Source organism: Planococcus sp. YIM B11945 (assembly GCF_050864155.1).
Classification (GTDB): domain Bacteria; phylum Bacillota; class Bacilli; order Bacillales_A; family Planococcaceae; genus Planococcus.
The window spans coordinates 46053-57376 of the sequence record NZ_JBOZWR010000001.1; the positions used below are offsets into that span (position 1 = coordinate 46053).

At 44.6% G+C, this 11324-nt stretch carries 12 protein-coding genes; all 12 read left to right on the forward strand.

Going from position 1 to position 11324, the window contains the following annotated elements; all coding sequences use genetic code 11:
* Window positions 1-56 precede the first annotated feature (56 nt).
* The 12 genes from ACRRQV_RS00330 to ccpA all read left to right on the forward strand — a co-directional run bounded on the left by ACRRQV_RS00330 (window position 57) and on the right by ccpA (window position 11307).
* Window positions 57-578: a DUF84 family protein gene (locus ACRRQV_RS00330; protein WP_432527689.1), complete on the forward strand. Its 522-nt coding sequence runs from the start codon at window positions 57-59 to the stop codon at window positions 576-578.
* 60 nt (window positions 579-638) lie between these two features.
* Entirely contained in the window at window positions 639-1154 is a 516-nt protein-coding gene (locus ACRRQV_RS00335) for a hypothetical protein (protein ID WP_432526498.1), read from the forward strand.
* Between the two features lie 12 nt (window positions 1155-1166).
* Window positions 1167-1484, forward strand: a complete 318-nt coding sequence (locus ACRRQV_RS00340; RefSeq protein WP_432526500.1) for a thioredoxin family protein — start codon at window positions 1167-1169, stop codon at window positions 1482-1484.
* A gap of 62 nt (window positions 1485-1546) precedes the next feature.
* Window positions 1547-2362, forward strand: coding sequence for a DUF1444 family protein (locus ACRRQV_RS00345; protein WP_432526502.1), 816 nt, complete (start codon window positions 1547-1549; stop codon window positions 2360-2362).
* Window positions 2359-2967, forward strand: coding sequence for a YtpR family tRNA-binding protein (gene ytpR, locus ACRRQV_RS00350; RefSeq protein WP_432526504.1), 609 nt, complete (start codon window positions 2359-2361; stop codon window positions 2965-2967). Before ACRRQV_RS00345 ends, ytpR begins: the two co-directional genes overlap by 4 nt.
* Window positions 2968-2973: 6 nt before the next feature.
* Window positions 2974-5517 (forward strand): DNA translocase FtsK, encoded by a 2544-nt coding sequence (locus ACRRQV_RS00355; RefSeq protein ID WP_432526506.1) that lies wholly within the window; start codon window positions 2974-2976, stop codon window positions 5515-5517.
* Between the two features lie 154 nt (window positions 5518-5671).
* Complete coding sequence (gene murC / locus ACRRQV_RS00360; RefSeq protein ID WP_432526508.1) at window positions 5672-6985, forward strand: UDP-N-acetylmuramate--L-alanine ligase; 1314 nt, start codon at window positions 5672-5674, stop codon at window positions 6983-6985.
* 138 nt (window positions 6986-7123) lie between these two features.
* Window positions 7124-7615, forward strand: coding sequence for a DUF948 domain-containing protein (locus ACRRQV_RS00365; RefSeq protein WP_432526510.1), 492 nt, complete (start codon window positions 7124-7126; stop codon window positions 7613-7615).
* A 32-nt stretch (window positions 7616-7647) separates the two neighbouring features.
* Complete coding sequence (locus ACRRQV_RS00370) at window positions 7648-8541, forward strand: YtxH domain-containing protein (RefSeq protein WP_432526512.1); 894 nt, start codon at window positions 7648-7650, stop codon at window positions 8539-8541.
* A gap of 17 nt (window positions 8542-8558) precedes the next feature.
* A complete protein-coding gene (gene ytxJ, locus ACRRQV_RS00375; RefSeq protein ID WP_432526514.1) occupies window positions 8559-8888 on the forward strand; it encodes a bacillithiol system redox-active protein YtxJ in 330 nt (109 codons plus the stop codon).
* 235 nt (window positions 8889-9123) lie between these two features.
* Complete coding sequence (locus ACRRQV_RS00380; RefSeq protein WP_432526516.1) at window positions 9124-10209, forward strand: bifunctional 3-deoxy-7-phosphoheptulonate synthase/chorismate mutase; 1086 nt, start codon at window positions 9124-9126, stop codon at window positions 10207-10209.
* A 99-nt stretch (window positions 10210-10308) separates the two neighbouring features.
* Window positions 10309-11307, forward strand: a complete 999-nt coding sequence (ccpA, locus tag ACRRQV_RS00385; RefSeq protein WP_432526518.1) for a catabolite control protein A — start codon at window positions 10309-10311, stop codon at window positions 11305-11307.
* Window positions 11308-11324 lie beyond the last annotated feature (17 nt).

The window sequence follows — 11324 nt, forward strand, 5'->3', positions numbered from 1 at the left end:
TGCCTTCGGGCTCTTTTTTTTGCCCACTGCCAGCTAGAAGGGAAGGAATGAAACTGATGAGAAAAATCCATGCAGCCATCGCATCGAATAACCCTGCAAAAATCAATGCGGTTTCCACTGTTTTAACCGAACTAAACTTTGATTTTGATCTCCAGCCGGTAGATGCAGCTTCCGGCGTTTCCGCCCAGCCTTTTTCTATCGAGGAAACGCGCCACGGTGCGGTTAACCGGGCACAAACCGCCGTCAAAGCAGGCTTTGATGTGGCAATTGGCTTGGAAGGCGGCGTATTTGAAATGGAGAACGGCCTTTACCTGTGCAATTGGGGAGCGCTTGCTACAAAAGAAGGACAGCTTTATACAGCGGGAGGCGCCCAACTTCCACTTCCGAATGAAATCGCAGAGCAATTAAAAACCGGTGTGGAACTTGGTCCGATCATGGATGCGTACACAAACGAAAAAGGGATCCGGCACCATAAAGGAGCGGTCGGCATATTGACTGCAGGGCTCATCAACCGAGATGAAATGTTCCAACATGTCGTTAAACTTTTGCTGGGTCAATATTTGTTCGGCACCGATTAAGTTGCATGTCCCTAAAAACATCTTTAAAATAGGAACAAGCAAAGGTAAGGGGGAAATACTGTGCCTCAAAAGAGATTAACGGGAATGCTTGTACTAGCGGCTGTTGCATTGGCAGGCTGTATGCCTTCACCGGAAGAACAAATTTCGGATGGCCTCGTGCAGGCGAAAAAAGCATTTGAACAAGCTCCGATGAACACAAACGAAACGGTAGAGGGCCATGAAATGTATCTTCCTGGCGGCTACACGGTTGAAGAGCCTTCGGACGACCAAGACATCATCATTACCAAAGGCAGCGATTCTTTTGCGTTGTCGATTAATCCGAATGAAAAAAGCGACAGCACGTTTTTCTATGAGCTTCAAAAAGCAGCAGCTGACCATAAATGGCTCGTTGATGAAACCTTTGAGCAAAATGGGCGCTTCGGGTTTACGACGGTCCGCGCAGTAGCTGATGGCCGGTACGAAATCACCGAAAACGCAGGTGGCGTAAAAATGACTACCGTTGCCGAAGAAGGTAAATTAAGGGAGAACATGGATTGGATGATGAAAACGGTCCGCTCCATTACTTCTGAAGAATAGGGGATAAAAAGAATGAGAAAGTTGCAATCCACAGAAGAATTTCAGCAATTAACAAATGAAACACCGGTGGTCTTTATGTTTACAGCCGGATGGTGCCCGGATTGCCGAGTGATTGATCCAGTGATGCCAGACATCGAAACATCTTTTCACGAATTTACATTCGTATCAGTAGACCGCGATGAATTTATCGATTTGTGCATCGAACAAGACATTTACGGCATTCCAAGCTTTTTAGCATTCAACAATGGCAAGGAAAGCGGCCGTTTTGTCAGCAAAGACCGGAAAACCCAAGAAGAAATTGAATCATTCCTGGCAGCCTTGCCGAAGTAGCATCAAGACGGTTCGCCTGAAAAGGCTGAGCCGTTTATTTTTGAAAGAAAGGGTGAAGACTGATGAAATCGACGGAACTAGTGAATCTCTTAAGAGAACGGATGCCGGACCGCCAGTTGGAATGGCGCTTTGACCGCGAAAAAGATATGCTTCACATCCGCCACGAACAGCTGAAAAAAGGCATCTCCATTTCGCTGCCTCAAGTGATCAACCGCCATCAAGCCAAAGGCGATTCAGCGATCCAGGAAATCGTCTATACCATCAATGAAACCTTCGATGCCATGAAAAAAGAAGCGGAAGGCAAACTTCAGTCGTCCGAGCATATTTATCCCGTGATCCGTTCGACGTCTTTCCCGCTTGAATCGAAGGAAGGGCATAAGTTCATTACAGCGGAGCATACAGCAGAAACACGGATTTATTTTGCGCTGGACGCTGGCACAACCTATCGCTTAATTGATGAAAATGTGTTAAATTCATTAAGTCTCACTGAAGAGCAGATTCAAGAAATTGCGAAATTTCAAGTGAGAAAACTGAAAACTGCCGTGAAAGAAGACCACGTAGCGGGCAACGTCTTTTATTTTTTAAACGAAAATGACGGATACGATGCCTCGCGCATCTTGAATGAGCCGTTCCTAAATGACATGAAATCAAAAATCACCGGCGATATGACCGTATCAGTGCCTCACCAAGACGTGCTGATTATTGGGGATATCCGCAATGAATCCGGATATGATGTGCTGGCTCAAATGGCCATGCATTTCTTTACAAACGGCAAAGTGCCGATTACGTCTTTATCTTTTATTTACGAAAAAGGCGAATTAGAGCCAATCTTCATTATGGCGAAAAACAGACCAAATAAGGAGAACGATAAAAAATGAATGCTTTTTACAATAAAAACGGAATCGGCGATGTGCTGCTGGTTCAATTACAGACTGAAAAACCAGAAGAAATCCAAACAGAACAATCAGGCGACATCACGTTAATCAAAGATGCAGAAGGGACAATTGTTGGATTTAACTTGTTCCAGGCTTCTAGCTACATCGATTTCCCGGAAACGGAAGCCATCGACTTGTCTGAAGAATTGGTGACGTCTTTGCAAAATGCGTTGGAGAAAAATGACATTGATTTTACGCTTGAAGTGGACCTTTCCCCGAAATTCGTTGTTGGGTATGTTGAAGCGAAAGAAAAACACCCCAATGCGGATAAATTAAATGTCTGCCAGGTTTCGGTCGGCACGGAACAATTGCAAATCGTCTGCGGGGCGCCAAACGTTGAGCAAGGGCAAAAAGTGGTAGTGGCAAAAGTCGGAGCTGTTATGCCTTCAGGTTTGTTGATCAAAGATGCGGAACTTCGCGGAGTGGCATCAAGTGGAATGATTTGTTCGGCAAAAGAATTGGCGCTGCCGGATGCGCCTCAGGAAAAGGGCATTCTCGTTTTGCCGGCAGATGCAGAAGTCGGTTCGCCATTTGAAGTAAAGGCGTGACGCAAATTGAGTTGGATTAAAAATATTTGGAACCGTATGTTTCCCGACGACGCCGAAGAGGAAAATGTACAAGTAGAACGGGAAGAAGTGCCAGCAGCTAAAAAAACTGCTCCGCCGTTTCGTTTTCCGCTGATTCCTGATAACGAAAAAGACGTGTTTATAAATCGTGAAGCTGCAGCTGAATCGATTAAACCAGAGCCTGCATTTTACCAAGAGCCGGTTCGGATTGAAACAGCACCAAGACGCAAGCCTACTCGGATCGAATCGTCTGCTCCCGTATGGCAAGCTCCCAAAAATGAGCCGAAGGCCTTCAAAAAAACGCGTCGCTTTGAGCCGACGCGTGTGCCATCTCCCATTTATGGATTTGATGAAGTGCGGCCTGCCCCAATTGAAAAATTGCTGGAACGAAAAGACGTTCACTTTTACCCGAAAAATAAAGTGTCAGAACCAGAACTTCGCTCTGTAGAAGTAAAGCCGGTTATCGCAGAACAACCAAGACGCCAAGGGGAGCCGATCGTTTCTACGCCAGTTGTGGAAGAAAAACCAGTTATTCACACGGAGCCAATGGCTGAAGAAGCTCCGATTTTTAAGGGTGCAACTGTTGTTGAAGAAACTCCGGTTGATCCAGATGTGTTTGAGGCTGAGGAAACTCCAGTTGTTCAAGAACAAGTGGTTGTAGAAGAAATGCCGGCAACGGAAATTTCTGTTGAACTAGCAGAACCGAACAAAGAAAATATCCCTCTTCTTCTGGAAGACGTGGGTATGACGGAAGAGCTTACGGCTGAAAAAGAAGCTGAGCCCCACATCGAAGAACCAAGAGAACAAGAAGTTCTGGCAGCGGGAGAACAGCCGATGGCAGTAGTTGAAAAAGAAGTACATACGACTGCAGCACAAGAATCGAAGCAAGACCTAGTAGAGGCAGCGGCTCCAGAGAAAAAACGCGAAAAGATCGTTCCGTTTAATGTCTTGATGCTGAAGTCAGACAAAGAACGTTTGAAAAAAGCCGTTCCGGCTCTTCTAAGAAAACAGGAAGAAGTAAAGCCAACAGAAGTTGTACAAGATATGACTCCGCAAAAACAAAGTGAACCAATAAACCATCATTCTGCTCACATGCCGATTGAAAAAGAAGCTGAGCCCGCGGTTTATTTGCATCCGGACAGCAGCATGCTGTTAGCACCGGAAGATGACCGCAAAGACGATGAGTGGATGGAAGAGCAAGGCGAACGGCTCATTGAAGCGTTGTCGCATTTTCAAATTCAAGCTTCCATTTTAAGCATTGTCCAAGGACCAGCAGTCACCCAATTTGAATTGACTGTCGCCCAAGGCGTAAAAGTCAGCAAAATCCGCAATTTGGCGGATGATTTAAAACTGGCCTTAGCTGCAAAAGATATCCGTATTCAAGCCCCGATTCCGGGGAAAAGTTCGATCGGCATTGAAATTCCGAACCGGACATCGCGTGCGGTCAGAATTTCGGAAATCATCGACAGTTTGGTATTCAAGGATTCGGAATCTCCGATGGAAGCGGCACTCGGACTGGATTTGACCGGAAAGCCTGTTACACTGGATCTTCGTAAAATGCCGCATGGCCTGATTGCCGGCGCAACCGGTTCAGGAAAAAGTGTGTGCATCAATTCGCTACTGGTAAGTTTATTGTATAAATCATCGCCGCGTGATTTGAAACTGCTGTTGATCGATCCGAAAATGGTGGAACTTGCACCTTATAACCATATTCCGCATTTGGTCAGCCCGGTCATTACCGATGTCAAAGCAGCCACGGCATCGCTTAAGTGGGCTGTAGAAGAAATGGAGCGGCGCTATCAATTGTTTGCCCATGTTGGCGTCCGCGATCTTGGCCGCTATAACAAAATGGTGAAAGAAAAAGGCGACCATGCCCAGCATTTGCCGTATATTTTAATTATCATCGATGAGTTGGCCGATTTGATGATGATGTCGCCTTCGGATGTAGAAGACGCCATTTGCCGCATTGCCCAAAAAGCGCGTGCATGCGGAATCCATTTGGTTATTGCCACTCAGCGCCCGTCGGTAGATGTCATTACGGGATTGATCAAATCCAATATTCCGACGCGCATCGCCTTTTCGGTATCGTCTCAAGTCGATAGCCGGACCATTTTAGATTCACAAGGAGCTGAGCGCCTTCTCGGCAGGGGAGACATGCTTTACTTAGGAAATGGCATGTCCGCACCCGTCCGTTTACAAGGAACTTTTGTGACCGATGAAGAAATTGAAGCCGTCATTGCCCATGTTCGTAAACAAGGCGAACCGGAATACTTTTTCAAAGAAGAAGAATTGATTAAGCGCAATCAGTCGCCTGCAGAGCAGGACGATTTGTTTGAAGAGGCCTGCCGTTTCATCATTGCGCAAGGCACGGCTTCGACGTCACTGTTGCAGAGGAAATTCCATATCGGCTACAACCGGGCAGCCAGGTTGATGGATTTGATCGAACAGCATGGCTTTATTTCCGAACAAAACGGCAGCAAAGCGCGTTCAGTTTTGATTACTGAAGACGATATGGCCGAAGTATTTCAATAATATCTTCTATTGCCGAAATAGTAAAAACTATTGGTTATTTAAAGAATTAATAAGAATATGATATAATGTGCTGATGATGTTTAATTTCTACCAGCTGCAGCAGCCTCGAATCGCTACTGCAGACTCATTTCTAACTCCCACAGGAGGTTCGTTTATGACAGTCTTACACTTTACCGGCATAAAAGGTTCCGGTATGAGCCCGCTTGCACAAATCATGCATGACATGGGGGAACAAGTACAAGGTTCCGATATAGAACAGCATTTTTTCACAGAAGACCGCCTTCGTGAAAGAGGCATTACAATCTTGCCGTTTGACGCAAACAATATTGAAGAAAACATGACTATCATTGCAGGCAATGCCTTTAATGATGAACACCCAGAACTTGTAAAAGCGAAAGAGCTTGGGGCAACGGTTATCCGCTACCACACGTTCCTTGGCGATTTGATGAAGCAATACGTTTCTGTAGCCATTACAGGGGCGCACGGAAAAACTTCTACGACCGGTTTGATGGCGCACGTATTGAACGGCTACAAACCCGTTTCTTATTTGATTGGGGACGGCACAGGATACGGCATGGAGGATTCGCATTTCTTCGTCGTCGAAGCTTGCGAATACCGCCGTCATTTTCTAGCCTACCATCCGGATTACGCCATCATGACCAACATCGATTTTGACCACCCGGATTATTTCTCAGGGATTGACGATGTGTTCAATGCGTTTGAGGAAATGGCCCAGCAAGTGAAAAAATGCATTATTGCTTGCGGCGATGATGAACATTTGCAAAAAATCCAAGCGCCGATTCCGGTCGTCTATTATGGCATGGGCGCTGAAAATGATTTCCAAGCGCAAAACATCATCAAAACCACAGAAGGCACGACATTTGATGTGGTGATCCGCAACGAGTTCTACCATACGTTTACCATTCCAATGTTCGGCGACCATGCGATTTTAAATGCGCTTGCCGTAATTTCGCTATGCCATTACGAAAACATTCCGGCAAACATTGTTCAGCAGCAATTTGCTGATTTTGGCGGAGTGAACAGACGCTTTACGCAAACATCAATAGGCGACCGCATTTTAATCGACGACTACGCACATCACCCGACAGAAATTCGGGCAACGCTGCAGTCGGCTCGCCAAAAATACCCGGATCGTGAATTGATTGCCATTTTTCAGCCGCACACGTTTAGCCGCACGCAAACCTTCTTGCAAGAGTTTGCAGATAGTTTAAGCGAAGCGAACCACGTCTACCTTTGCGATATTTTTGGGTCAGCCCGCGAGGCAGCCGGGACAATGACCATCGGCGACTTGGCAGATAAAGTAGAAGGCAGCCATATCCTGAAAGAAGAAGAGATTAGCTCACTGCTTGATCATGGCAACGCCGTGTTCTTGTTTATGGGAGCTGGGGATGTCACGAAATTCCAAGAAGCGTTTGAAAACTCTATACAAATAGAAAAAACAGTTTAACTTTCGAGTTAAACTGTTTTTTCTATTTGGGAAGGAATTCACATGTTTTTGTGGAATTATAGTAAAGGGGTTGGTTTAGTCCAACTACAGTAGGGGTAGAAAACTATATAACCGATAGTTAAAAAGGAGGAATAAGCAATGGATTGGAAAATACTGCTTTACATAGCCGCTATCGTGGCTGCAGTCGGATTTTTAATTCTATGCGTAGCTTTAGCGATGACCTTGAATTCGCTCAAGAAAACTTTGAACGAAGTTTCAGGCACAGTGGCTGGATTAGAAAACCAGTTGCAGGGGGTTACATTGGAAACTACTAACCTGTTGCACAAAACAAATGAGTTGGCAGAAGATATTGCAGAGAAATCGGTCAAGCTGAACTCGGTAGTGGATGCAGTCAAAGGTGTCGGCAATTCAGTTACTGATTTGAACTCATCTGTACGCCAAATTACGACATCTGTGGCAACACAAGTTGAAGGGAACAAAGAAAAAATCGCACAGGTCGTTCAATGGAGCAACGTACTTATGGGAATTCGCGACACATTGAAAGAGCGCAAGATTTATGAAGCACGTGCAACGTCCACGTACGAACCAGTACCTGGACAAAAGCAATTGCCACATAACGAACAATTTTAATTGATTCTAACAAATTATTGGAGGAATGGATAATGACTCAAAACCAAAACAACCGCGACAACCAAAACAACCAGCAGCAAAGCAATTCGTACGAATCGACAAGCTACAACCAAGATTTTAATGCTCAAAATGGCCAAGACTACGGCCAAAGCGATTATGTGCCTCAATCATACGGCATGTCCAACCGCTACGATGACTTATATGACTACGAAGAAGAAGCAGGCTCAAAAGGATTTATCCTTGGAGCGATTATCGGCGGCATCATCGGTGCAGCAACAGCATTGTTCTTAGCGCCAAAATCAGGGAAAGAATTCCGTTCTGATTTGAACACCCATGCGTCTACATTGAAAGAAAAAACGTCTGGTTATACAGATGCCATTAAAGAAAAAACTTCAGGCGGATCGGATTCTTCAGGCGGCGGCATCACTCAGCAAGTAAAAGACCAAACATCGAAAGTTGTCGACAAAGTGAAAAATCTCAAAGGCGGAAAATCGCCGATGGACGACGGCACAGCTTCTTCTGAAGGAGAAGAATCAATTGAAATGCTGGACACGGTTACAGTGCACAGCACAGTCAATGATACCGATACAGAATCATTCACTTCAACAGCAGCAGCGCTAAGAGAAGCAGTGGAAGAAGTGAAAGACGATAAGAATGCAGGCTCGACAACGAGCAGCACGTCAGGCTCTTCTGCAAGCGGCAGCACTTCAGGTTCTACTGGAAGTGCAAGCAGCTCAAACAATTCAGGTTCGAACAACTCAAACAGCTCAAACAAATCATCAAACAATTCAGGCTCGAACAACTCAAACAAATCGTCAAACAACTCGGGCTCAAACAATTCAAACAAATCATCAAATAATTCAAGCTCAAATAACTCAAACAACTCGAACAACTCGAACAACAAAAAAGGCAATTCAACGAAATAAATCTGGGAGCGGGTTTCATGAAAAACTTAGTGCGCGTTCAAGACTTAGACAGTTTGAAAAATGCTACTACAAGCACGGAACATTACTGGCTATTCAAACATAGCAGCACATGCCCGGTATCGGCAGCTGCTTGGAATGAATACAACGAGTATTGCTCGCTGCATCCGAACCAATTGTTTTTATTTCTAGTAGTACAAGAAGACCGGGAATTGTCTACTTCGATTGAAACGATTACGAATATCAAACACGAATCACCCCAAGTGTTTCATTTTTCGAATCAAAAAGTCGATTGGCATGCTTCCCATAACGACATCAAAAGCAAAGCGATGCAAGAGTTTATCGCATAAAAAAGTTGGAGCCCTCGGGCTTCAGCTTTTTTTGTTTAAGCTTGTTTTATTGTAAATTTCTAGCTAACCGTGTTAAAAATTCCTTCACTTCAGGTTTTATTAACAAAAACACTTTAGCGCGTTGAATCGTTAAAACATTTTTCGTGACTTTACCGAATTTTTTGCTTATACTAGTTCTAATATGTTAAGATGAGTCACTAAGTAAAGGTGATTTGCGAAAGGGGAAGTAGACAGTATGAGCCATTTAGATTTAGAACAACTAAGAGAAAAAGTTGACAAGGTGAATTTGGAAATCTTGTCTCTTATCAACGAGAGGGCTTCGATCGTCCAAGATATCGGTAAACTAAAAGAAAAACAAGGAATCAATCGTTATGATCCACTTCGCGAACGCCACATGCTAAATTTGTTAAAAGACAATAACAACGGACCGTTAGACCAAAAAACCGTGGATCATATTTTCAAAGAAATTTTTAAATCGGCGTTGGATATGCAAGAAGAAGACCACCGCAAAGCGCTATTGGTTTCCCGTAAAAAGAAAGCAGAAGACACGGTCATTACCATCAACGGCGAACAAATTGGTGCAGGCGGCCCTTCCTTCATTTTTGGGCCATGCGCAGTGGAATCGCAAGAACAAGTGTCAAAAGTTGCCGAAGCGATTGGCGGCAAAGGCTTAAAAATGATTCGAGGCGGAGCATACAAGCCCCGGACGTCGCCGTATGATTTCCAGGGCCTTGGCTTGGACGGCTTGAAAATGCTGAAAAAAGCAGCCGATCAATACAATTTGGCTGTCGTATCTGAAATTGTCACGCCTCATCATTTGGAAACTGCTTTGGATTACGTGGACGTGGTTCAAGTTGGCGCCCGTAATATGCAAAACTTTGAACTATTAAAAGCAGTGGGGTCCATCAACAAACCGGTTCTATTAAAACGAGGCATGGCCGCAACAATTGATGAATTCATCAACGCTGCTGAATACATCATTGCTTCCGGCAATAGCCAAATCATTCTTTGTGAACGCGGCATTCGTACTTATGAAAAAGCGACGCGCAATACGCTTGATATTTCAGCAGTGCCAATCTTAAAGCAAGAAACCCATCTTCCTGTATTTGTAGATGTGACGCATTCGACTGGCCGACGCGACTTGTTGCTGCCGACAGCAAAAGCGGCAATCGCAATCGGTGCTGACGGCGTTATGGCTGAAGTTCATCCAGATCCAGCAGTTGCATTGTCCGATGCACAGCAGCAGATGGACTTGGACCAATTCGACGATTACTACGATGCATTGATGAAGTTCATGAAGCAATACGAATTAAAAATATAAGACGCGAAGAGCCGGGAAAAACCCCGGCTTTTCTTTTTTAGTTGATATCTTGAAAGTTTCTATCGTATGATTAGAAGAGCAATTGAAAGGAGGCGCACAATGACCGTTACGATTTATGATGTGGCCAGGGAAGCAAACGTATCCATGGCGACCGTTTCACGGGTAGTGAATGGCAACCAAAACGTAAAACCTGCCACACGGAAGAAAGTATTAAAAGTAATTGAAGAATTAGGCTATCGGCCAAACGCCGTAGCAAGAGGGCTCGCCAGCAAAAAGACCACAACGGTTGGCGTGATTATTCCTGATATTTCAAACAGCATGTATGCCGAATTGGCTCGAGGCATTGAAGATATTGCCACAATGTACCGGTACAATATCATTTTGTCGAACTCAGACCAAAACCAAAACAAAGAACTTCAATTGCTGGAAACCATGCTTGGAAAGCAAGTGGATGGAATTGTTTTCATGAGTGGTTTTATCTCAGATGAACTTCTTTACGAAATGAAGCGCTCCCCAACGCCGATCGTTTTGGCGGGTTCAATTGAGGAAAGTGCAGCGATTGCATCCGTCAACATCGATTACTTTGGTGCAGCTTATGAAGCTGTTAAAAAGTTGATCGACAATGGCCATAAAAAGATTGCTTACGTTTCAGGTCCTTTCACGTCTAAAGTCAACAAAGACTACAAGCTAAAAGCTTATCGACAAGCGCTTGAAGATGCAGGGATTGTTTATGACGAGCAATTGGTCGTTGAATGCAACAATACTTATGAAGAAGGCATAGAGGCGGTTGATACCTTGAAACCGTTCAATCCGACCGCATATTTTGTCAGCAATGACGAAATGTCAATCGGCGTCATTCATGGAGTAGAAGCTAATGGCGGGAAGATTCCAGAAGAAGTGGAAATCATCAGCTATGAAAATTCCAAGTTGGCGCGCATGGCGCGGCCGATGCTTACATCAATCGCGTTTCCTCTATACGATATTGGCGCAGTATCGATGCGTCTGTTGACGAAATACATGAATGAAGAAGAAATTGAAGAAAATCAAGTCATTCTTCCTTACCGTATCGAAGAACGCCAATCAACGAAAAACACGTAAAAAGCTCCCTTTATGGG

Bases quoted from the DNA above. Each gene is read 5' to 3' on its own strand.
- ACRRQV_RS00330 (WP_432527689.1), top strand. From the start codon at position 57: ATGAGAAAAATCCATGCAGCCATCGCATCGAATAACCCTGCAAAAATC.
- ACRRQV_RS00340 (WP_432526500.1), top strand. From the start codon at position 1,167: ATGAGAAAGTTGCAATCCACAGAAGAATTTCAGCAATTAACAAATGAA.
- ACRRQV_RS00345 (WP_432526502.1), top strand. From the start codon at position 1,547: ATGAAATCGACGGAACTAGTGAATCTCTTAAGAGAACGGATGCCGGAC.
- ytpR (WP_432526504.1), top strand. From the start codon at position 2,359: ATGAATGCTTTTTACAATAAAAACGGAATCGGCGATGTGCTGCTGGTT.
- murC (WP_432526508.1), top strand. From the start codon at position 5,672: ATGACAGTCTTACACTTTACCGGCATAAAAGGTTCCGGTATGAGCCCG.
- ACRRQV_RS00365 (WP_432526510.1), top strand. From the start codon at position 7,124: ATGGATTGGAAAATACTGCTTTACATAGCCGCTATCGTGGCTGCAGTC.
- ACRRQV_RS00370 (WP_432526512.1), top strand. From the start codon at position 7,648: ATGACTCAAAACCAAAACAACCGCGACAACCAAAACAACCAGCAGCAA.
- ytxJ (WP_432526514.1), top strand. From the start codon at position 8,559: ATGAAAAACTTAGTGCGCGTTCAAGACTTAGACAGTTTGAAAAATGCT.
- ACRRQV_RS00380 (WP_432526516.1), top strand. From the start codon at position 9,124: ATGAGCCATTTAGATTTAGAACAACTAAGAGAAAAAGTTGACAAGGTG.
- ccpA (WP_432526518.1), top strand. From the start codon at position 10,309: ATGACCGTTACGATTTATGATGTGGCCAGGGAAGCAAACGTATCCATG.